Origin of the sequence: Rhodoferax sp. AJA081-3, from assembly GCF_017798165.1 — a bacterium.
GTDB lineage: Bacteria > Pseudomonadota > Gammaproteobacteria > Burkholderiales > Burkholderiaceae_C > Allorhodoferax.
This window is the reverse complement of record NZ_CP059068.1, coordinates 4691957-4713484: the sequence shown is the minus strand read 5'-3', so window position 1 is coordinate 4713484 and position 21528 is coordinate 4691957. Positions and strand designations below refer to the sequence as shown.

Genomic DNA, 21528 nt, shown 5'->3' with positions numbered 1-21528 from the left:
GCGCCTAGCGCGGTTGGGAGCGCCGCTCTATGACACGCACTGCGCCGGTGTCCAGCAGTTGGATGAACCCCTGCTCTTCAAAGTCTTTCATGACCCGGCTGACCATTTCGCGCGAGGCACCCACCATTTTGGCAATGTCCTGGCGCGACACCTTGTCACGGATGAGCAGGTCGCCATTGGCGTCTGGCACCGACGATTCCAGCAACACTTTGGCCACGCGGCCATAAACACCCACCAACGCCAGGGAGCTGATGTTTTCACTGGCCTTGCGCAAACGCTGCACCAGCACCCGCATGACCGCATGGGACATTTCCATGTTTTCGCCCAGGCAGCGCAAAAAACTGTCGCGACCCAGCACCAGAACATCCACTTGCTGGTCCGCGACCACGGTTGCTGAATGGGGTGCGTTGTCGATCAAGCTCATCTCGCCCACGTAGTCACCGGATGCCAGTGTTGCCAAAATCACTTCGCGGCCCTTGCTGTCAGTCATCAGCACGCGGGTGCGTCCGGTCAACACAATAAAGAGAGCGTCGGTCTTTTTGCCCTGTTCAACCAGAATCTCGCCGCGTTTGAAGCGTTTTTTGGAAACGGTGGCCGCCAGGGCCTCGGCCTGTTCAGGCGTCAAAGTGGAGAACAGGGAGACCCTGCGGATCAAATCCAGGTTACTCAGCATTGTCATCAAATCGGCTCCGGGACATTCGCGCCGGCACTTCTTACAATCGGGTTCGCATTGAAAAGGCCTGCATTGCCCCGAAATGTACACGGCCCCGTTCTCGTATCCCGCAACAAAAGGTTACTACCCCATGTCCGACCCCAAACACGCCAAAGTCCTGATCCTGGGCTCGGGCCCCGCTGGCTACACCGCTGCCGTATACGCCGCGCGTGCCAATCTCAACCCGGTTCTGGTAACCGGCATGGTCCAAGGCGGCCAATTGATGACCACCACCGAGGTCGACAACTGGCCAGCCGATGTACACGGCGTGCAAGGCCCTGAGCTGATGCAACGTTTTCTGGAACACGCCGAGCGCTTCAAGACCGAAATTCTGTTTGACCACATCAGCTCCGTGGACCTGTCCAAACGGCCATTTACGCTGACCGGTGACAAAACCTACACTTGCGATTCGCTGATCATCGCTACCGGCGCATCGGCCAAATACCTGGGTCTGCCATCGGAAACCGCGTTCATGGGAAAGGGTGTATCCGGTTGCGCCACCTGTGATGGTTTTTTCTACCGCGACCAGGTGTGCTGCGTGGTGGGTGGTGGCAATACCGCCGTGGAAGAAGCGCTGTACTTGTCCAACATCGCCAGCAAGGTTTACCTGGTGCACCGCCGAGACAAGTTCAAGGCCGAGCCCATTTTGGTGGACAAGCTGATGGAAAAGGTTGCCGCTGGCAAGATCGAACTCAAAACGTTCAAGACCTTGGATGAAGTGCTGGGTGATGCGTCGGGCGTGACCGGCATCCGTGTGCGCAGCACCAAGGACGATAGCACCGAAGACATCAAGCTGACCGGTTGCTTCATCGCCATCGGCCACTCGCCCAACACCGACATCTTCCAGGGCCAGCTGGAAATGGCCGGCGGCTACATCATCACCCAGGGCGGTTTGAAGGGCTTTGCCACGCAAACGTCCGTCCCTGGCGTGTTTGCAGCGGGCGACGTGCAGGACCATGTCTACCGCCAGGCGATTACCAGTGCAGGCACGGGTTGCATGGCGGCGCTGGACGCTCAACGCTTTCTGGAACAAGACTGACCCATTCAACCGTTAAGGCGGTTGGGAAGATCGCTTTAGCTGTTAAAAGCGCTATAATCCAAGGCTTTGCTGAATTCAGCCCGTGAGGGCTTGGGCTCAATAGCAATCACTGCCACGCAACTGATAGCAGTTGGGCAGGGGGTTACCGCCACCCTTTTTCATTGGCGAGGTGAGGCTAAAGCGAGATCGAATCGAACAGATTTGATCGCCAGTAATAGCCGTTTTAATGTATCGGAGTGTCCTGATGGCACGCGTATGTGAAGTTACGGGCAAAGGCCCCATGGTCGGGAACAATGTTTCCCACGCCAACAACAAAACCAAGCGCCGGTTCCTGCCGAACCTGCAATACCGCCGTTTCTGGGTCGAGACAGAAAACCGTTGGGTTCGCCTGCGGATTTCGAACGCGGGTCTGCGTTTGATCGACAAAAAGGGTATTGATGTTGTGCTCGCAGATTTGCGCGCACGTGGCCAGGCATAAGGAGCAAAACCATGGCAACCAAAGGCGGACGCGAAAAAATCAAGCTGGAATCCACAGCAGGTACTGGTCATTTCTACACGACCAGCAAGAACAAGAAAACCATGCCCGAGAAGATGTTGATCAAGAAATTTGATCCCAAAGCTCGCAAGCATGTGGACTACAAGGAAATGAAGCTGAAGTAATTCAGGTTCCCCTTGTCCGAAAGAGCCCGCCCTGTGTGGGCTTTTTTACGTCTGCAAAATGTTGCAGGCCGAGCTTTCTTTTCTCGCACGCAGCAGGCATGGGACAGACCTTTTGCTCCGTGTCCCCCGGGCCCTGCGGGCCCTCCTCCTTTTACCTACGCAAAAGGCCTGCCCCATGCCTGCCGCTGGAGTGATTGGCGCGCGAATGAAGTTCAAATCAAGAATGGTGACGTGCCACACACCGCAAGAACAGTCGGGCCATGCGTTTTGCGCAGGTAAAAGGAGGAGTCCGCGCAGCGGGCGGGGGACACGGAGCAAAACGCATGGCCCGACTGTTCTGGAGCAAGCGAAGAGAGTGCCCCTTCAAAAATCACTCACCCACAAAAAAGCCCGCTAAACAACGGGCTTTCTAGAACGTGCGAAGAAGCGTACTTAAACGTGCGCCGCACGCAACCGCATAGAAAAATCACGCAGCGCGGCAATACCGCTCTCTTCCGCCCGGTGGCACCAGGCCTGCAAATCCTTGGTCAACTGCTCGCGCGAAACCGAAGTGTTCAGCCACATCTGGCGCAACTCCTCACGCATGGTCACCATCTTGTCCAGCATGGGCGATGCCGCACGGGCTTTCTCCAGTTCAGGCACGGCAGATGCAGGCACCTTCTCCACGTCACGGTGCATCCAGCGTTTGGCGGCCTTGATGACTGCCGCATCAGCGCTGCGCGCTCGCATGGCGTCCAGCTCGGTGCGGGCTGCCTGGCGCATGCTCTTGGCATAACCGGCCATCAGCTCATAACGGTTGGCGATCAGCGCTTCCAGCGTTTTCTCGTCTGCCACTGGCCGTATCGCACCATAGGCGGCCTTGGGCGGCGTCTTCTTGACCTTGGCCAAGCCCACACGCTGCATCAGGCTGATGTAAACCCAGCCGATATCAAATTCATAGGGCTTGACCGACAGCTTGGCCGACGTAGGATAGGTGTGGTGGTTGTTGTGCAACTCTTCACCGGCGATCAGGATACCCCAGGGTGAAATGTTGTTGCTGGCGTCGGGCGCTTCGAAATTGCGATAACCCCAGTAGTGCGCCGCACCGTTGATGATGCCGGCCGCCATGACGGGCGTCCAGGCCATTTGCACCGCCCAGACCACCATACCAGCGGCACCGAACAGCGCCAGGTCAATGGCCAGCATCAGCACAATACCCAGCGAAGACAAACCTGTGTACACATGGCGCTCTACCCAGTCGCTGGGGGTGCCATGGCCGTAACGGCTCAGGGTGTCTTTGTTCTGCGCCTCGGCACGGTACAACTCATAGCCCTGCAACAGCACTGTCTTGATACCGTACACATGGGGGCTGTGCGGGTCATCCGGCTGCTCACACTTGGCGTGGTGCTTGCGGTGGATGGAAGCCCATTCCTTGGTCACCTGGCCGGTGGTCAGCCACAGCCAGAAACGGAAAAAATGCGAGGCTATGGGGTGCAGGTCCAGTGCCCGGTGGGCCTGGTGGCGGTGCAAAAACACCGTCACACTGATCATGGTGATATGGGTCATGCCCAGCGTGAACAGCACGATTTGCCACCAATGCAAATCCCAAAGTCCATGGGCAAACCAGTCAATGGCGGAATTCAGCACGGCCCAATCGGGTAACAACATGGTCGGATCTCTTGTTTACAACGCGTAATAGTTCTTCTGAAAGGCCGGAGCACATCCGGCGCGGTCTACGATTTTAGAGGATCGCGCCTAGACCAAAGCCTTTATTTCTTTTGCCACACTGCAGCAAAAAAGCCGTCTGTCGCGTGCCGGTGCGGCCACAGGCGCAGGTACAGCTGACCGGCCTCGCCACCGCTGCACAAGGTGGCAGCGTTTTCCACCTTCAGCTCTGCCAGCAGGTCACCGGCTGCCAAGGGCTCGAACTCGGGGTTGGCGGCCGAAAATGCTTCGGCAATGGCCTCGTTCTCCTGGGGCAGCACGCTGCAGGTGGCATACACCAGGCGGCCGCCGGGTTTCAACATGCGCGCGGCGCTTTGCAGGATGGCCGTCTGTTTGACTGCCATTTCCTCCACTGCCTGCATGTTCTGGCGCCACTTCAAGTCGGGATTGCGACGCAGCGTACCCAAGCCGGTACAGGGTGCATCCACCAGCACCCGGTCCATCTTGCCCGTCAGGCGTTTGACGCGGTCATCCCGCTCATGGGCAATGGCTGCGGGGTGCACATTGGACAAACCGCTGCGCTTGAGGCGCGACTTGAAGGCATCCAGCCGGTGGGCAGAGGTGTCAAAGGCGTACAGGCGACCGGTGCTGCGCATGGCCGCTCCCAACGCCAAGGTCTTGCCACCGGCGCCGGCGCAAAAGTCGACCACCATCTCGCCGCGCTTGGCATCCAACAACATGGACAGCAACTGCGAACCTTCGTCCTGCACCTCGAACTCGCCGCGCACAAAGGCATCGTTCTTGTTCAGCGCCGGTTTGCCAGCAATGCGCAGGCCCCAAGGGGAATACGGTGTGTTGACGGCCTTGATACCCGCCTTGGCCAACTCTTTTTGTACGTCGGCACGTTTTGTCTTGAAAGTATTGACCCGCAAATCAAGCCCTGCGCCCAGATTCAGGGTCTCGACCAGAGGCCAGAACTCCGCGCCCAACTGCGCTTTGAGTGGCTCAACCAGCCACTCAGGCAGGTTGTGGCGGTGGCGCTCCATCAAGTCATGGGGGCTAACCTTTTCGCACTGGTCCAGCCAGTTGATTTCCTGCTCGCTCAAGGCGCTACGCAGGAAGTCGCCCGGACCGTAAAAGCCCAGAATGGCCAGGCGGCGCTCTTTGGGGCCGCTGCCCGAGGGTGCCAGGTGGTCAAACAACAGCTTTTTGCGCAGCACGGTGTAAACCGTTTCGGCCATGGTGGCGCGTTCACGCGGCCCCAGGCCCCGGTTGTCGCGGAAAAAGCGCGACACGATGGCGTCCGCAGGGTGGTCGAATTTAAGGGTGAGCCTGACCAGTTCGGCGCAGGCGTCTAAGAGAGCTTTTGGGTGCATAGGATAGGATTGTCCCATGCCAGCGGAAAACCTCCCCCCATTGATAACCACCCCACCCGGCCTGTACCGCCATTACAAAGGCAATTTGTACCAAGTGGTCGACACCGTGCGACACAGCGAAACCCTGGAGCCGCTGACGCTGTACCGCGCACTCTACGGCGAACACGGGCTGTGGGTGCGCCCTGCAGCCATGTTCAACGAAGAGGTGGTGGTCAACGGCCTCCTGCAGCCGCGTTTTGCCAAGGTATCGGACGCCGAGAAGGCCTGAATACCTGAACACGCCCGCACCGCTGCACAATCCGGGCATGACCCGCGTCTTAATCGTCGATGACGAACCCAGCATCCGCCATCTGATAGCGACTCTGCTCACGTTGGAAGGCTTTGATGTGACTGCGGCGCCCGATGGCCAAGCCGCCCTAGAGCAGGTGTTGGCTTCGGCTCCTGATGTGATCATTTCGGATGTGCGGATGCCACGCCTAAACGGCTACGCACTGCTAACCGCCGTGCGCGCCAACCCGGCCCTGGATGGTGTCCGTTTTGTTCTGCTGGCCAGCTACTCGGATGGCGACCCGGGTGCCGACAGCGCCGTAGCCCTGGCCGATGCCTGCCTGTCCAAACCCTTCACCCGCGAACTCCTGTTGAAAACGGTGCGTGCACTGGTCGCCTGAGCGGCGATACAAACGATACAAAGCATCCGCGCGATGACACGCGGGCGATACGTGGGTTGCGGATACTTCATCCATCCGATCAGCGGTGGTATGCAGCCTGCGCGCCAACCTGGGTCGGACACGACGAGCAACCGACCTTTTCTGCAAAGCCCAAGAACATGAACAATGCTTTTTATGTAGTCCCCGTAGGCGGGGGCGACCACGTGTTTGCATCCAACATTCTGTCGGAGTGCATTGAAATCGCGCAGTATTTCACACGCGTGGAAATTGTGGATATGTTCGGCGAGGTCTGGCGTGCTGCCGATTCAGGCGACCGCCGCTCACGCGTGGACCCCAGGGCCAATGTCACCATGCACCCCATGCTGCGCACCATGTCGGCGTCCAACCAGTCGCAGTATCAGGCCTTGTCCAAGACCAGCATATAACCCACGCCGCGCACGGTACGCAGGGTTTGTGGCTTGTCGGCGTCCAGTTCGATCTTGCGTCGCAAACGGGTCACCCGCAGGTCGATGCTGCGGTCGCTGCCGTCATAGTCCCTCTGGCTGGTGGTCTCCAGCAGCCATTCACGGGTCAAGGGGCGATTGGGATGCTGGCAGAACAGGTCCAGCAGATCGTATTCGGTGGCAGTCAACTGTTCGTGCATGCCGTCCGGCGTCAGCAGCACACGGCGGCCCCGGTCAAAACTGCAGCGCCCCAGCGGAATCGGTTGCGCCTCGGCGGTGTTGGCCATGGGTGCGGCGCGGTGCGCCGCCAGGGCCTGGGTTCTGCGCAACACACTTTTGATGCGGGCGAGCAACTCACGCGGATCGTAGGGTTTGGTGACGTAGTCATCCGCCCCGGTTTCCAGGCCCACGATGCGGTCCACCGAATCCGAAGCGCTGGTGACCATGATGATGCCCAGTGTGGGATGGCGCTCGCGCAGCCAGCGGGCCAGCGCAAAACCGTCTTCACCCGGCAGGCCCACATCCAGCAGCAGCAATTGCGGCATTTCCGCCACCAGGGCTTCACGCATCAGCCGGCCGTCGGGTACCGCAGCCACGCGCAGGCCCTGGCGCGAGAGGTACTCGGTCAGAATCTGGCGCTGCGTGGGTTCATCCTCAACGACCAGCAAATAGGGAATGTCTGGGTTCATGGGCTTAGGGGTTGCTGCTTTTCCGTGCAGACCGCGATTATGGCGTTGATTTTGCCAACGCCACCGTCAGCACCTGCCGCTAAACTGAGCATTGATCCTATTCGCCACCAACGGCGCCCCGCCTAAACCCTCGCTTGCCGCTACCCGCCCGTGCTCCCACCCGACACTAACTCCCCGATGGACACTGCCGCTGAGCACGTTGTATTTGACCCAAGTGTGCTGGGCGCCATGTTTGGCGACGAGACTGCGTTGATCGCCAGCGTTTTGCAAACATTTAAGGCTGGTACCCGCGCCAACCTGGCAGATTTGGCCCTGGCAATCGATGCGCAGGACTTCGACGCAGTCGCTGCACTGGCCCACAAAATGGCCGGCGCCAGCCGCATGAGTGGAGCCCTGGCCCTGGGCGACAGCGCACGCAAGCTGGAGCTGGCCACCAAACGGGGCGAAGTAGCCACGCTCGCGCAAGATTTCGCCGCATTGGAGGCCCAATGGGCCTTGGCCCAGGACGCCATTGCCAAACTGCCCGGCCATTCCTAGCGGGTATCGTCTAAGGAAAATTAGCCTATAGCCCCCGAAAAATATAGGTTTATTGCTACTATTTTTGTAGCAAATCGGCAATCGCCCGGGGATAGATCAGATGCTCCTGGGTCAGCACACGGGCCGCCAGGGTGTCTGCCGTATCCGTGGGCAGCACCGGCACCACGGCCTGCGCCAAAATCTGGCCCTCATCCAGCACGCTGGTCACCTGGTGCACGGTCACACCGGCAAACTTGCAGCCCGCATCAATGGCGCGCTGGTGGGTGTGCAGCCCGGTAAAGGCAGGCAATAGGGACGGGTGGATGTTGACCAGGCGCCCGGCGTAACGGTCCACAAACCCGGGCGTCAGGATACGCATAAAACCCGCCAGCACCACCAGCACCGGCGCATCGGCCTGGTCGTACCGGTCGATCAGCGCAGCCAGTTCCGCATCAAAGGCCTCGCGCGAGGCAAAGGCCTTGTGGTCCAGCGCTGCGGTAGTTATGCCCTGCTCTTTCGCAAAGACCAGGCCCTTGGCATCGGCTTTGTTGCTGATGACGGCGGCTACCTTGGCGCCCAGTCGATCGGCCCAGGCTTCGCGCTGCGCCGCCTTGACAATGGCAGCCATATTGGAGCCGCCGCCGGAAATCAAAATAACGATGTTCTTCATGTAGGCCGGAATTATCGCCGCGGGGCCCTGTGCCGCAAGACACCGATAATTGCGCCTGCAACCGCAATTGACCCGAACCGCCCCGCATTCCCAACCCGACATGACCCCCAGCACAGAATCGCAAGCCCCAGCCCCCATCACACTCTCGGTGATCGAAGCCCGCGTACTGGCCACACTGATGGAGAAGGCCCGCACCGTGCCCGACAGCTACCCGCTGTCTTTGAACACGCTGATGCTGGGCTGCAACCAGAAAAGCAGCCGCGACCCGGTGATGGAAATCACCGAAGCCGAAATCGCCACTGCGCTGGACACGCTGCTGCCCCTCAACCTGGTGCGTGCCGCCAGCGGCAGCCGCGTCGCACGGTATGAACACAACTTCCAGCGTGGTGTGGGCGTGCCCGAGCAATCCGCCGTGGTGCTGGGCCTGCTGATGCTGCGCGGCCCGCAGACCGCGGGCGAATTACGCTTGAATGCCGAACGCTGGTACCGCTTTGCCGATATCTCGTCGGTTGAAGGTTTTCTGGAAGAGCTGCAAGACCGCTCCGCCGAAAAAGGCGGTCCACTGGTTGTCAAATTACCCCGCGCCAGCGGTGCCCGTGAGCAGCGCTGGGCCCACCTGTTGTGTGGACCGGTGGACGCCACGGCACTGGCCACCTATGGTCGGCCGGCCGAAGGCGGCCCTGCGGGCAGCAACACCGCCGAACGCATAGACCGCCTGGAGGCCGAAGTGGCCAGCCTGCGCCAGACCGTACAAAAACTGTGTGCCGAACTGGGCGTGGCCCCACCGGAACAGACCCCTTAAGAACACAACCAACCCAATCCCTAGAAGAAAAGACAGCCATGACCGAAGCCACCACACGCCCCGCACTGCCCGACCATTTGTCCACCGATGCGCGCAGTCCGCATTTCAATGCGGCCGTGTTCGAACACGACATCGGCATCCGTCTCAACGGCAAGGAACGCAACGATGTGGCCGAATACTGCATCAGCGAAAGCTGGGTCAAAGTCCCCGCTGGCAAGACCGTGGACCGCAAGGGCCATCCGGTAATGATCAAGCTCAAGGGTACGGTGGAAGCGTTTTACCGCTAACCAATGTAGTCCCCACACTCCGCCGCTACGCGGGGAAATTGCAGGAAGCCATCTCCCATCTCTGTCACAACTTTGACAGAGCAAATCGAACGACCGTGCTAAAAACTAGGTGCAACTCGCCGCCGGGCCGCCCCAAGGCGAGTTAGCCCCCTTGGGGGGCAGCGACCCGCGCAGCGGTTAAGCGTGGGGGCACACACCTAATTGGAGAGTTTTGATGGATTTGGCTTTTACCCCTGAAGAACAGCAATTCCGCGAAGACATTCGCGCCTGGGTGGGGGCCAATCTGCCCTCCGATATCGCCCACAAGGTGCACAACGCACTGGAGCTGACCCGCGACGATATGCAGCGCTGGGCCAAGATCCTGGGCAAAAAGGGCTGGCTGGGCCATGCCTGGCCCAAAGAATTTGGCGGCCCCGGCTGGAATGCGGTGCAAAAGCATTTGTTTGAAGAAGAGTGTGCGCTGGCGGGTGCCCCCCGCGTCGTGCCCTTTGGCCCTGTCATGGTGGCCCCGGTCATCATGGCCTTTGGCAACGCCGAGCAGCAAAAGCGCTTTTTGCCCGGCATTGCCAGCGGTGAAGTGTGGTGGAGCCAGGGCTACAGCGAACCGGGCTCCGGCTCGGACCTGGCATCTGTCAAGACCCGCGCCGAGCGCCAGGGCAACCAATACATCGTCAACGGCCAAAAGACCTGGACCACACTGGGCCAGTACGGCGAGTGGATCTTCTGCCTGGTGCGCACCAGCACCGAAGGCAAGCCCCAAACCGGCATTTCCTTCTTGCTGATCGACATGAAGTCGCCTGGCGTCACCGTGCGCCCCATCATCATGCTGGACGGCGGCCACGAGGTGAACGAGGTGTTTTTCGACAACGTCGCCGTGCCGGCCGAGAACCTGATTGGCGAAGAGAACAAGGGCTGGACCTATGCCAAACACCTGCTCAGCCATGAACGCACCAATATTGCCGATGTGAACCGCGCCAAGCGTGAGCTGGAGCGCCTCAAACGCATTGCCAAACGCGAAGGGGTGTGGGACGACACAAGATTCCGCGATGAGGTCGCCAAGATGGAAGTGGACGTGGTCGCGCTGGAGATGCTGGTGCTGCGCGTGTTGGCAGCCGAGAAATCCGGCAAAAACTCGCTGGACATCGCCGGTCTGCTCAAAATTCGCGGCAGCGAGATCCAGCAACGCTATTCCGAGCTGATGATGCTGGCCGCCGGGCCTTTCTCGCTGCCCCTGATACGCGAGGCCATGGAAGCCGGCTGGCAGGGCGACTTCCCCGGTGGTGAAGTGGCCAATGCGCCGCTGGCATCAACCTTCTTCAATCTGCGCAAGACCACCATTTATGGCGGATCGAACGAAGTGCAACGCAATATCGTCGCGCAAACCGTCCTCAGCTAGCGCTGTAGAACGGCCCGCGCGATGGGCGTCAATGTGAGCTCCCCCAAGCCCCCTCTCATAGGGGCTCCATAGTGATGAATGCAGGAGATAGTTATGGATTTCGATTTTTCTGACGACCAGGTACAACTCGGCGATGCCGTACGCAAATGGGTGGACAAGGGTTACACCTTCGAGCGCCGCCGTGCAAACGAAAAGGCCGGTGGCTTTGACCGCGCCGCGTGGAACGAACTGGCCGAGCTGGGCCTGACGGGTCTGTACGTGCCGGAAGACGATGGCGGCCTGGGCATGGGCCCGGTCGAAGGCATGGTGGTGATGGAAGAGCTGGGCCGCGGCATCGTGCTCGAACCTCTGGCCCAATCCCTGATCGCCGGTGGCGTGCTGGCCGGTTATGCCGATGCCGCCACCAAAGCCGCTTGGCTACCCAAAATTGCCAGCGGTGAAGCCCTGGTGGTACTGGCCTACCAAGAGCGCGCGGCCCGCTACAAGCTGGATGTATGTGAAGCAAAAGCGACGCAAGCCCCCGGCGGTTATGTCTTGAATGCTACAAAAAGTGTAGTACCCGTGGGTGACCAGGCCGACGCCTTCATTGTGCCGGCCAAGATCAACAGCCAGTTGGCCCTGTTCCTGGTCGAACGCCAGTCCGCTGGCGTGACCACCCGCGGCTACGGCACACAAGACGGCGGTCGCGCTGCCGAACTGGTGCTGAAGAACGCCCCCGCCACATTGATTACCCAGGACGGTTTGACCGCACTGGAACACGCAGTGGACATTGGCATCGCCGCCAGCTGCGCTGAGGCTGTAGGCGTGATGGACAAGACCATGGCTATCACCGCCGAGTACCTGAACACACGCAAGCAGTTTGGTGTGGCCATCAGCAGCTTCCAGGCCCTGCGCCACCGCGCGGCCGACATGAAGATGCAGCTGGAGCTCGCCCGCTCCATGAGTTATTACGCCAGCTTGAAGCTCAACGCGCCTGCACCTGAGCGCCGCGCCGCCATGGCACGCGCCAAGTACCAACTAGGCCAGAGCATGCGTTTCATCGCCGCGCAATCGGTGCAGCTGCATGGTGGCATTGGCGTGACGGACGAATACATCGTCAGCCACTACTTCAAAAAGTTGACACAGCTGGAAATGACCTTTGGTGACAGCCTGCACCACCTGGGTGAAGTGTCGGCACGCATGCAGGATACGGCTGGCGTATTTGCCTGATACAGCGAGATTGCACTGTAACGAGGGCCCTCCGAACGGAGGGCTTATTTTTATGCGCTTCATGCCGGGCTATAGTGCCAAGGCTTTGCATCCGCTCAGTACACAACCAACGATCCAACAGGCATGACCGAAGCCGAATCCCTGCAACGGGCCATACACGAAGACGTGGCGCTGTGCCCCTATGACCTGCAATGGCCAGCACGCTTCATGGCTGAACGCACGCGTCTGCTCAGCTTGTTTCCCACGCAATTCCTGAGCGTAGAGCACATCGGCAGCACGGCCATCCCCGGCATGGCCGCCAAGCCCATCATTGACATATTGGGCAGCGTCGAATCCATTGCAGTGGCCGACACCCTGATCGGGCCGTTGCTGCGCTCAGCCTACACCACGTCGATGGAGTTCAATGCCACGCTGACCGACCGGCGATGGCTGATGCGCTGGGCAGATGGACGACGCACACACCATCTGCACCTGGTGGTTCTGGGTGGTGCCGAGTGGCAGCAGCGCGTGCACTTTCGGGATGCACTGCGTGCCGACTCGGATCTGGCCGAGCGGTACGCGCGGCTTAAGCACGATATTGCACGCAAGCACACGGCAGACCGTGAGGCATACACAGACGCAAAAACAGCATTCGTTCTTTCCGTGTGCGCGCCACACTAGCCGCGTTAGCGTGGTTGTGGCCCCACAAACCGGGGGGCAAATTTACGCGCAACGTGCAAACCCATGCCATCCGTACCGTGCTGCCCCGCAGTACCGGTACCAGCGCATGGTAATTCAGTGCCCCAGGTTGGGCGTAGTTTCGGCCAGGCGTTCACGCTCCTTACGCTGCGCATCTTGTCGTGTGCGGTTGCCCATCTCGGTGATGGCCTGGCTGTGGTCTTCTCCGAACCGGCTGCGCGGTGTGCGGGGATTTTTGCGGTGACCAAACTGGCGTACCAGTAGTGCGACCAGCAGTAGCAGGGCCAGTCCAGCAAGGATCAGTATTTGCGGGTTGTCGACGGATAGTTCCATGGTGGCCTTTATGGTGGAGATACAAGCAGCCCATGCTACGCAGCCAGCGCCGGGAGTCTGTATGACAACGCACCGAATGCAATGGCAGACAGCATCCCTCGGCTGCCTTTCAGAAAAATTTCAAGAAACTTAACCCCATTGCTCAGCCTGGTTCGTTTCAGTCCACTCCTCAACCAAACTTTGGAGTCGATATGTACACAAATCTGAGCCGCCTGGGTCTGGCCGTTGTGCTGGTTTGCAATGGCATACAAGCACAGGCCGTTGGCCGCCTGGCCGATGTCACCGTCATAGACCGCAACACCGGCGCCACGTTACCCGTCTACCACAGCAGGGGCGAATACTGGGTAGCAGGCGCGCCCGGCGCGCGCTACGCCATTGCGGTGCGCAACCGCTTGGGCGAACGGGTGATGGCCGTCACGTCGGTGGATGGCGTCAATGTGTTGAACGGTGCAACCGCCAGTTGGGGCCAGACCGGCTACGTCTTCAGTCCCTATGCAAACTACCAGATCACCGGCTGGCGCAAGAGCAATTCCGAAGTGGCAGCCTTTGAGTTTGCAGCATCCCAGGACTCTTATGCCGAGCGCACCGGCAGACCCAGCCAGGTGGGGGTGATAGGTGTTGCGCTGTTCAAGGAGCGTGTGTCGCAGCCCATCGCCGTGCCTACACCTCTGCCCTACCGCCAGGAACGCGAGTTCAACGAATCACGCCGGGACAGCGCATTGCCCTCTGCACCACCCGCTGCAGCGTCACCCGCACCGCAAAAGAGCATGGGCTCAGCTGAACTATCCAGCGCAGCCCCCGCAGAAGCCATGGCCGACCGCAACCGCTCGGCCGCCAAACTGGGGACTGGCCACGGCCAGCGCGAAGACTCCTATGTGTCGCAAACCAGCTTTGAGCGCCTGCAGTCGCAGCCCAACGAGATCATCACCATACGTTACGACAGCCGCGAAAACCTGGTCGCCTCTGGCGTGATCGTTGAGCGCCCCAGTCGTGTGCCCAACCCCTTTCCCAACTCGGACAGTTTCTCCTACGTACCCGACCCACCCGCACGCCGCTATTGAAGGCTGCAGGCGGCCCATAATGCGGGCCATGGCCCGTGTTACCGACCCCACCACCGACACCGATGAGTCGCTGATGCTGCGTTACGCCGCCGGAAACCTGCAGGCCTTCAACCTGCTGTACGAGCGGCACGAAATGGGCGTTTGGCGTTATGTGTTCCGCAGTGTGCGGGTACAGGCAGTGGCGGATGATTTGTTGCAGGATGTCTGGTTTGCACTGGCCCGCCAAGCACCCCACTACCAGCCCACGGCCAAGTTCAAGACCTGGTTGTTCACGCTGGCCCACAACCGCCTGGTGGATTACTTTCGCACGGCCAAACAACATGTCAGCCTGGATGGGGATGACGAAACAGAGCACGACAGTGTGGCGCTGGTGCAGACCCTGGCCGCCAACTCCGGCTTTGGGCCACTCAGGCGCCTGGAATCCAAGGAGCAGGCCAAGGCCCTGCTCGACGCCATAGAGGAACTGCCGTTTGCCCAGCGTGAGGCCTTTATGCTGCAGGCAGAAGCGGGCATGGATGTGCAGGAGATTGCCAAGACCACCGGGGTCAGTTTTGAGACCGCCAAGAGCCGGCTGCGCTACGCACGCAGCCGCTTGAAAGAACTGCTGCAGGAGTACGCATGACCAAGCCGCGTGACGAGTTACTGGAGCGCTACGCCGAAGCGGCAGCGCAGGACCCGCGCCGACCCTCCGAGCGCGTCCGCCATGCCGCGCGTGCCCACGCCCAAATGCTGCGCGACCAGGCGTCTGAGGCCAAACGTGCTGAGGGTATCGCCCCCACCCAAACAGCGGCCAACCAGCCCCGATGGACACTCTCCTTGGCTGCCAGCCTGGCCGTGGTCGGTCTGGCAGGGCTGCTGTATATGCAGATCGACCGAGGCGTCCCCGAAGACCGCGAGATCGCTCTGGGTGCACCAGCACCCGCTTATACACCCGCACCGGTGGCCTCACCCGGCCCCGCTGCGGAAAAAACCGTGACCAGCGTCAACCCGCCACCGGTCACCAACCGGTCCCCGCAGACCGCAGCACCCAGCCTGGCAAAAGCGGCTCCTGTGCCCAGGGTGTATTCCGCTGTGCCCGCCGAGGCAGATGCAGGTCCGGCGCAGGTAACCAGCAACACCACCGCTCAAATTGCAAGCGCTGAGACAGTTGCGCGCGATGGCACATCTGAAACCCGGGGGGAATCAGCCACACGCGCTGCAGCAGCCCCGGCGGCGCCTGCCGCAGCAACTGCCGCAGCAACTTCCGTCACAGCGGCCGCGCCACCCGCCCCCCCACTTGCAGACACAAGCCGCCGTGCGCGCGAAATGGCTGGGAGCCCGGCCACTGAACAATTTTTGCAAGCCGCGCGTAGCGGACAGGTCGAAACCCTGCAACGTCTGCTAGCCCAAGGTGTCGCCATCCATACCCGCGACAACAAAGGCAACACCGCTTTGATGCTCGCCGTGACCCACCGGCAGCTGAACACCGTGCGAATACTCTTGGACAGTGGGTCAGACCCGGCTTTAGTCAACAACGAGGGCTTGACGGCACTGCGCCTGGCCCGCCAAATGGAACTGCCTGACATGGTGCAACTGTTGCAAACACCCCGTTAGCACGGCACACACATGCCCATACCTTGCTACGATAGTTTTCGGCGAACCACCACCTCTTCACAGGACACCCGTACCATGGCATCTGGAAAAATTTTGGTCGCACAAGGCGGGGGACCCACCGCCGTCATCAACCAGTCCCTGGTGGGTGTGGCGCTGGAGGCGCGGCGATTCCACAACATCGCCCATGTTTACGGCGCCCGCCACGGTGTGCGTGGCATCGTCAACGAAGATTTTGTGCACCTGACGCAGGAGACCAGCCACAACCTGGAGATGGTGGCCAACACCCCTTCCAGCGCTTTAGGTTCCACACGCGACAAGCCCGACGCAGCCTACTGCCACGAAATCTTCAAGGTGTTGCAGGCGCACGAGATTGGCCACTTCTTCTACATCGGCGGTAACGACTCTTCCGACACCGTGCGTATCGTCAGCGAAGAAGCGCGCAAGGCCAACTATGCGCTGCGCTGCATCCACATCCCCAAGACGATTGACAACGATTTGGTGGGCAACGACCACACGCCGGGCTTTCCATCGGCCGCCCGTTTTGTAGCCCAGGCCTTTGCCGGTGCCAACCTGGACAATGCCGCGTTACCGGGCGTGTACGTGGCGGTGGTGATGGGTCGGCACGCTGGTTTTCTGACGGCCGCCTCCGCCTTGGGGAAGAAGTTTCCCGACGATGGCCCACACCTGATTTACATGCCCGAGCGCACCTTCGACCTGGCGCAATTCCTGGCCGATGTAAAGGCCACGTACGACCGGCTGGGGCGCTGCGTGGTGGCCGTGTCCGAGGGCATACACGACGCGTCGGGCCAATCCATTGCCGCGCAGCTGGCCAAGGACCTGGAGCACGACGCCCATGGCAATGTGCAGCTGTCCGGCAGCGGCGCGCTGGCCGACCTGCTGTGTGAAGAGATCAAGAGCAAACTGGGCATCAAACGGGTGCGCGGTGACACCCTGGGCTATTTGCAGCGCTCCTTCATCGGCTGTGTATCCGATGTGGACCAGCGCGAAGCGCGTGAGGTGGGCGAGAAGGCCGTGCAGTTTGCGATGTGGGGTGACCGCGATGGCTCGGTGGCCATCAAGCGCACTGGGTTTTATTCGGTGGACTACGAACTGCTGCCATTGGATGCGGTGGCAGGCAAGACCCGGGTGATGGAAGACCACTTCATCACGCCCAATGGCACGGATGTGACGGATGCGTTTCGCCTCTATCTGCGCCCGCTGCTGGGTTCGGGCATGCCCGATGCGTTCCGGTTGCGCACCAACCCGGTGACCAAGGTATTGCGCCCTGGCTAGGTCATTTATAAGAAATGAGCCTCTAGCCCCCGTGAAATATGACTAGTTCGCTATCAAATAAGTAGCAAATAGACGGCCTAGGCCGCCAGCTGCATATCGCCACCGACCATGATCTTGTCGAGTGCGCGGCCGACGATGGCCTCGTTGTCCAGCACTCGGATGCGGCCGTTGCGCAGCATGGCCGAAACCTCGCGCTCCGAGCGCACAAAGGCGTCATACCCATCGCGGTTGGTGAACAACAGACGCGTGCGCATGGGGCTGACCCAGCTCAAGCGGCAGCGGATGTGGGTGCCCTGCTCCATGGACACGTCAAACCACATGCCGCGTTTGAACGACTGGGCCTGGGCATCAAAATTGTCCTGCGCGCTGAACTGGCGGGCGGCGCGGCGCTCGTCCAACTGTTGCATGGCGACCTGGCCTTCGCGGTCTTCCAACGCGGCGGAGCCGGTGTCCAGCGGCATGGACTGCGTCAGGCGAATGGCCAGCGTGTGGGTCGTGATCAGCCTGCGGGTAAAGGTGGCGCGGGGCTTGCCGTTCCATTCAATCGTGTCCAGCCCTGCATTGAGTTGGCGCACCATGTCGGGCAGTATGGCAACCAGCTCGCGCCGCTCGTCGGCAGACGTCTTGGGCTGGATGGACCAGATCAACTGCTCCATGGTCTTGGTGGCCAACGCGTAGTTCTGCTCGCGTGTGGCCTCATCCATCCAGGCCCTGGCCATGACTTCACGCCATTGGTTGGTCAAGAACGGCAACAGAAAGGGCGCTACGGACTGTTCGGCCGACAGGGCCTGTATGCGCTCATGGATCAGCTCATCCGCATGTTCGAGGGCCTGCTCCCAGGACTCGCCCGTGCGCTCCAGCTCGGCCACCGGTTCGACGCGAACCTGGGCCTGCTGCTCGGACTCAAACAGAAACTCGGTGAACTCACGCAGCAGGTCGACAAACAGCGCAAGATCGTTCTCGAACTCGGTCAACACACGCTGCACCGTGTGCTCGATGCGCAGGTAGAGCGGGTCTTCTTCGCCCTTCTCGGGGGCCCAGGCCACGGATGCACCGGCAAGTGTGTCCACCAGGCGCCGCGCCGGGTGCTGGTCAGACAGGAAGAAGTCGCGGTCAATCATGGCCGCCTTGAGCACCGGTATCTGCAGGCGCCCGATGATGAACTTCATCTGGATCGGAATGGCCTGGTCGGCGAACACGAAGTCGAACACCTCGGCCAGCGCATCTACCGTTCCACGGTCCAGCTCGGGCGCGTGGCGGATCTCGTCGCGGTCGCGCATTTGGCGCAGCACGTTGTGGTCGGCCAGGTCTTGGGCGTCGTACCGCTGGTGGTTTGACGAGGCAGCGCGGGCGCTTGCACCGGCTTGCAGGTCACCCAGATACCCCATGAGGGCGGGGCTGGCCGCCGCATACTGGGGGCGGGTTTGGGCCCCACCGTCGGTATCTGCAAATGCGGAAGCACTGCCAGATTGACCACCGGCATGCTGCACAGCACCTCCGGCATTCGCCTGCCCGGCAAATCCCAGGCGCTGCAAAAACTGACGGGCATGAGCCGCCACGGTGCGGCCTGCAGTATCCAGAGACGACCAGGCAGAACGCGGTGCACCGCCGTCCTGCGCGGCAAAAGGCGCCCGCGAGGACTCCGGCCCGCCCAGCGGCGCCGGTTGGGAGTTGAGCGGCATGCTGCCCGTGCGGGGGGCCAGCGGAGCGTGGCCGCTGTTTCCGTGTTTGATGCGCATGGCACGCGAGGCCGGCACACCGGCGCGCACCAGGGTGTTGTTGAGCTCGGTGTACAGCGGCGTCAGGTCCAACCAGAAATTGGGATCCAGCGATTGCACCAGGTCCGCACTGGCCTGGGGGTCCAGTTCACACTTGTCCCATGCGGTGGCAAAGGCCTTGAGCAACACCATGGGCTGGAAGGGGTTGTCGTGGATGGAGGTCTTGTCGTGCCCGAATAACACGCTCAGGCGCTGTGTCAGCGGCTCCAGTACCGCGTCGTACCGTACGGAAAAGCGTTGCGCGATGCGGTCCAGCATCAACACACGTTCGACCTCACCCACATCCAGCAGGCTCAGGCTCATGCCATTGAGCGCGTCGTCGGCCGCCTTGGTTCCACCGGCCAATGCCAGCTGGGGCACGATGGACGTCAACTCTTCGCTCAGGCAATCGGCCAGCGTCTGCTGGAAACCGCGGTTGAACTGCTGGGCGTATTTGCCCAGCAACAAGTGGGCCGAGCGCAGGTTTTGTCCCTGGCCCAAACTGGGCTTGTCGTCCACCAGTTCCATCAGGCGGTTACGCACCAGGTTCAGGTTTTTGGTTTCGTGTTCGGCGAAATAGGCCAGCGTTTGCGCGATCAGCATCCGCGCCAGGCGCACGGCCGGATTCTGCGGCGCGGAGCCAGTTGTGCGTTTAACGGGGGAAATCGGTGGCTCGCGGTTCACGATGCTGTCTGTCTGGGGTCAAAAAATAGGCCCGCGGAAGCGGACTTTGCAATTCAAAAACGGGGGCTATCTGGGGATTGTGGTTCATTTCTCTTTCGAGTCGAACCGTGTGCGACGCATCTGCCGCGATTAAGCGACGATTGGCGTGCCAAAAAAGTAACGAGTTGTAACCAATTGGTCAGTAGTGCGCCAAAAATGTCAAGCCAGCAGGCGTGACGACTTGGGCACGTGGGCGATCAGGAACTCCATCTGGTCGGCCAATATGCGCCGGTTGCGCAATATGAAATCTTCCCACAAGCTGGGCACGTAGGGCGTGTACAGCAGTGGCATATGGGCCTGTTCGGGTGTGCGGTGGCTCTTGCGGTGGTTGCAGGGTCGGCAGGCGGTGACGACGTTCATCCAGGTGTCCACACCCTTTTGGGCGAAGGGGATGATGTGTTCGCGGGTCAGGTCGTGTTCGTGGAAACGCTGGCCGCAGTAGGCGCACACATTGCGATCACGGTCGAACAGCTTGCCATTGGTCAGACCGGGGCGCAGATTGAAAGGGTTGATATTGGGCACACCGCGGGTGCCAATGATGCTGTTGACGCGGATGATGGATTGCAGGCCCGTGATCGCGTTATGACCGCCATGGAACACGGCCACCTCACCACCGGACTCCCAGCGCACCTCATCCGACGCATAGTGGATGACCGCCTGTTCCAGCGAAATCCACGACTGCGGCAGCCCCTGGGCCGACAATTTCAAGACTTTCAAAACACGCCTCCTGCAACGGTTAGATCAACCACACACCGGAAATGCACATCTCTGCAGCCCTGCGCCATGTGGGCATGGCACGCTGCTACGTCACAATATACCCTGTTTCCGTGACAAATTGGCTTCAGACGCTAGAACCCCTAGCGCCGCCTGCTATCAAAAAGATAACGAATCCATGAAGGTTTTCCGCGGTTTTAACCATCCGGGCGTGGCACCGGCCTGTGCGCTGACCATCGGCAATTTCGACGGTGTGCACCGCGGCCACCAGGCCATGCTGGCGTTGTTGCGCGGCGAGGCACAACAACGCGGTGTGCCCAGCTGTGTGTTGACCTTCGAGCCGCATCCGCGTGATTTTTTTGCCGCCAAATTCAAGAAGCCAGAATTAGCCCCGGCACGCGTGGGCACCTTGCGCGACAAACTGGACGATCTGGCCTCCTGCGGCGTGGACCAGACGATCGTGCTGCCCTTTGACGCCAAGCTCGCAGGTCAATCACCGCAGACCTTTGTTGACACGGTGCTCGTTCAAGGTCTGGGCGCACGGTATGTGCTGGTGGGCGATGACTTCCGTTTTGGTGCCCAACGCGCGGGCGACTACGCGTTTCTGGATGCGGCGGGAGACGCTCAGGGCTTTGACGTGGCGCGCATGAATTCGTACGAAGTGCATGGTTTGCGTGTCTCCAGCTCGGCTGTGCGTGAAGCCCTGGGCCGTGGCGACATGGCTGCTGCAGCCCGCCTGCTGGGCCGGCCATACTGCATCTCCGGCCACGTGGTGCATGGCCGCAAGCTCGGACGCACACTCGGATTCAAAACGCTGAACCTGCGATTTGCGCACTGGAAACCAGCCGCCGGCGGCATCTTTGCCGTGCTCGTCCATGGACTGGCCGACAAACCGGTCCAGGGCGTGGCCAACCTGGGTGTAAGGCCCTCGCTGGACCCGAACGATGTGAACGGCGGACGCGTACTGCTGGAGACCCACTGCCTGGATTGGCCCGCCCCGCTGGGGCCCGAGGGGGCCTACGGTAAAATCATCCGTGTGGAACTGCTGCACAAACTACACGACGAGCTGAAATACGACAGCCTGGAAGCCCTGACCAAGGGCATCAACCAGGACTGCGACGACGCACGGGCCTGGTTCGCAGCCCGAATTTGACCGGGCCGACCACCCTGATGGTCAGCGACGCACTTTGCCCCGCGTCACCTCTCCTCCCAAAAGAGAGTCTCGCTTCTGCGCCTCGCAACTGCTGTTGTGCCGGCCAGGCCCC

The 21528-nt window shown here is 60.8% G+C and carries 25 protein-coding genes; 17 read left to right on the top strand and 8 right to left on the bottom strand.

Going from position 1 to position 21528, the window contains the following annotated elements:
* Nucleotides 1-4: 4 nt before the first annotated feature.
* Nucleotides 5-679: a Crp/Fnr family transcriptional regulator gene (locus HZ993_RS22090; protein WP_209394855.1), complete on the bottom strand. Its 675-nt coding sequence runs from the start codon at nt 677-679 to the stop codon at nt 5-7.
* A 124-nt stretch (nt 680-803) separates the two neighbouring features.
* Here HZ993_RS22090 and trxB point away from each other — a divergent pair, with 124 nt between their 5' ends.
* The 3 genes from trxB (at nt 804) to rpmG (ending at nt 2411) form a co-directional block, all read left to right on the top strand.
* Entirely contained in the window at nt 804-1751 is a 948-nt protein-coding gene (trxB, locus tag HZ993_RS22085) for a thioredoxin-disulfide reductase (RefSeq protein ID WP_209394854.1), read from the top strand.
* A 244-nt stretch (nt 1752-1995) separates the two neighbouring features.
* Nucleotides 1996-2229, top strand: coding sequence for a 50S ribosomal protein L28 (gene rpmB / locus HZ993_RS22080; RefSeq protein WP_105260014.1), 234 nt, complete (start codon nt 1996-1998; stop codon nt 2227-2229).
* Between the two features lie 11 nt (nt 2230-2240).
* Nucleotides 2241-2411 carry a 50S ribosomal protein L33 gene (rpmG, locus tag HZ993_RS22075; RefSeq protein WP_011465453.1) on the top strand — a complete coding sequence of 57 codons (171 nt, stop codon included), beginning with the start codon at nt 2241-2243 and terminating at the stop codon, nt 2409-2411.
* Nucleotides 2412-2843: 432 nt separating this feature from the next.
* Here the strand turns inward: rpmG and HZ993_RS22070 are convergent, their stop codons facing one another.
* Together HZ993_RS22070 and HZ993_RS22065 are read right to left on the bottom strand one after the other, a co-directional pair.
* Entirely contained in the window at nt 2844-4058 is a 1215-nt protein-coding gene (locus HZ993_RS22070) for a fatty acid desaturase (RefSeq protein WP_209394853.1), read from the bottom strand.
* Between the two features lie 101 nt (nt 4059-4159).
* A complete protein-coding gene (locus HZ993_RS22065) occupies nt 4160-5431 on the bottom strand; it encodes an RsmB/NOP family class I SAM-dependent RNA methyltransferase (RefSeq protein WP_209394852.1) in 1272 nt (423 codons plus the stop codon).
* 16 nt (nt 5432-5447) lie between these two features.
* Here HZ993_RS22065 and HZ993_RS22060 point away from each other — a divergent pair, with 16 nt between their 5' ends.
* The 3 genes from HZ993_RS22060 to HZ993_RS22050 all read left to right on the top strand — a co-directional run bounded on the left by HZ993_RS22060 (nt 5448) and on the right by HZ993_RS22050 (nt 6524).
* A complete protein-coding gene (locus tag HZ993_RS22060; RefSeq protein WP_209394851.1) occupies nt 5448-5699 on the top strand; it encodes a DUF1653 domain-containing protein in 252 nt (83 codons plus the stop codon).
* 37 nt (nt 5700-5736) lie between these two features.
* Nucleotides 5737-6099 (top strand): response regulator, encoded by a 363-nt coding sequence (locus tag HZ993_RS22055; protein WP_209394850.1) that lies wholly within the window; start codon nt 5737-5739, stop codon nt 6097-6099.
* 158 nt (nt 6100-6257) lie between these two features.
* Nucleotides 6258-6524, top strand: a complete 267-nt coding sequence (locus HZ993_RS22050; protein WP_209394849.1) for a hypothetical protein — start codon at nt 6258-6260, stop codon at nt 6522-6524.
* Here HZ993_RS22050 and HZ993_RS22045 read toward each other — a convergent pair.
* Nucleotides 6497-7231, bottom strand: coding sequence for a response regulator (locus tag HZ993_RS22045; RefSeq protein ID WP_209394847.1), 735 nt, complete (start codon nt 7229-7231; stop codon nt 6497-6499). The genes HZ993_RS22050 and HZ993_RS22045 overlap by 28 nt on opposite strands.
* Nucleotides 7232-7408: 177 nt before the next feature.
* On the opposite strand from HZ993_RS22045, the gene HZ993_RS22040 reads away from it, so the two are divergent.
* Nucleotides 7409-7768 carry an Hpt domain-containing protein gene (locus tag HZ993_RS22040; protein ID WP_209394845.1) on the top strand — a complete coding sequence of 120 codons (360 nt, stop codon included), beginning with the start codon at nt 7409-7411 and terminating at the stop codon, nt 7766-7768.
* A gap of 58 nt (nt 7769-7826) precedes the next feature.
* Here HZ993_RS22040 and purN read toward each other — a convergent pair whose 3' ends face one another.
* A complete protein-coding gene (purN, locus tag HZ993_RS22035) occupies nt 7827-8417 on the bottom strand; it encodes a phosphoribosylglycinamide formyltransferase (protein WP_209394844.1) in 591 nt (196 codons plus the stop codon).
* Nucleotides 8418-8517: 100 nt separating this feature from the next.
* Between purN and HZ993_RS22030 the strand changes: the two genes are divergently transcribed.
* The 5 genes from HZ993_RS22030 to HZ993_RS22010 all read left to right on the top strand — a co-directional run bounded on the left by HZ993_RS22030 (nt 8518) and on the right by HZ993_RS22010 (nt 12771).
* The gene (locus HZ993_RS22030; protein ID WP_209394842.1) at nt 8518-9219 is read left to right on the top strand and encodes a YceH family protein; all 702 of its coding nucleotides are present in this window, start codon (nt 8518-8520) and stop codon (nt 9217-9219) included.
* Between the two features lie 38 nt (nt 9220-9257).
* The gene (locus tag HZ993_RS22025; RefSeq protein WP_209394841.1) at nt 9258-9506 is read left to right on the top strand and encodes a DUF3297 family protein; all 249 of its coding nucleotides are present in this window, start codon (nt 9258-9260) and stop codon (nt 9504-9506) included.
* Nucleotides 9507-9720: 214 nt separating this feature from the next.
* Complete coding sequence (locus HZ993_RS22020) at nt 9721-10902, top strand: acyl-CoA dehydrogenase family protein (protein ID WP_209394839.1); 1182 nt, start codon at nt 9721-9723, stop codon at nt 10900-10902.
* Between the two features lie 93 nt (nt 10903-10995).
* Complete coding sequence (locus tag HZ993_RS22015; RefSeq protein WP_209394838.1) at nt 10996-12111, top strand: acyl-CoA dehydrogenase family protein; 1116 nt, start codon at nt 10996-10998, stop codon at nt 12109-12111.
* Between the two features lie 123 nt (nt 12112-12234).
* Nucleotides 12235-12771, top strand: a complete 537-nt coding sequence (locus HZ993_RS22010; RefSeq protein WP_209394837.1) for a GrpB family protein — start codon at nt 12235-12237, stop codon at nt 12769-12771.
* Between the two features lie 114 nt (nt 12772-12885).
* Here HZ993_RS22010 and HZ993_RS22005 read toward each other — a convergent pair whose 3' ends face one another.
* Entirely contained in the window at nt 12886-13122 is a 237-nt protein-coding gene (locus tag HZ993_RS22005) for a hypothetical protein (RefSeq protein ID WP_209394835.1), read from the bottom strand.
* A gap of 191 nt (nt 13123-13313) precedes the next feature.
* On the opposite strand from HZ993_RS22005, the gene HZ993_RS22000 reads away from it, so the two are divergent.
* The 4 genes from HZ993_RS22000 (at nt 13314) to HZ993_RS21985 (ending at nt 17069) form a co-directional block, all read left to right on the top strand.
* Entirely contained in the window at nt 13314-14183 is an 870-nt protein-coding gene (locus HZ993_RS22000; protein ID WP_209394834.1) for a hypothetical protein, read from the top strand.
* 28 nt (nt 14184-14211) lie between these two features.
* On the top strand, nt 14212-14805 hold the full coding sequence (locus HZ993_RS21995; protein ID WP_245213721.1) for a sigma-70 family RNA polymerase sigma factor: 594 nt from the start codon (nt 14212-14214) through the stop codon (nt 14803-14805).
* Nucleotides 14802-15776 (top strand): ankyrin repeat domain-containing protein, encoded by a 975-nt coding sequence (locus HZ993_RS21990; RefSeq protein ID WP_209394833.1) that lies wholly within the window; start codon nt 14802-14804, stop codon nt 15774-15776. The genes HZ993_RS21995 and HZ993_RS21990 overlap by 4 nt, the downstream gene beginning before the upstream one ends.
* Nucleotides 15777-15851: 75 nt before the next feature.
* The gene (locus HZ993_RS21985; protein WP_209394832.1) at nt 15852-17069 is read left to right on the top strand and encodes a 6-phosphofructokinase; all 1218 of its coding nucleotides are present in this window, start codon (nt 15852-15854) and stop codon (nt 17067-17069) included.
* 77 nt (nt 17070-17146) lie between these two features.
* Here HZ993_RS21985 and HZ993_RS21980 read toward each other — a convergent pair whose 3' ends face one another.
* Nucleotides 17147-19510: a DUF1631 family protein gene (locus HZ993_RS21980; protein ID WP_209394831.1), complete on the bottom strand. Its 2364-nt coding sequence runs from the start codon at nt 19508-19510 to the stop codon at nt 17147-17149.
* A gap of 198 nt (nt 19511-19708) precedes the next feature.
* Nucleotides 19709-20266, bottom strand: a complete 558-nt coding sequence (locus HZ993_RS21975) for an HNH endonuclease (RefSeq protein WP_209394830.1) — start codon at nt 20264-20266, stop codon at nt 19709-19711.
* 175 nt (nt 20267-20441) lie between these two features.
* Between HZ993_RS21975 and HZ993_RS21970 the strand changes: the two genes are divergently transcribed.
* Nucleotides 20442-21416 (top strand): bifunctional riboflavin kinase/FAD synthetase, encoded by a 975-nt coding sequence (locus HZ993_RS21970; protein WP_209394829.1) that lies wholly within the window; start codon nt 20442-20444, stop codon nt 21414-21416.
* Nucleotides 21417-21528 lie beyond the last annotated feature (112 nt).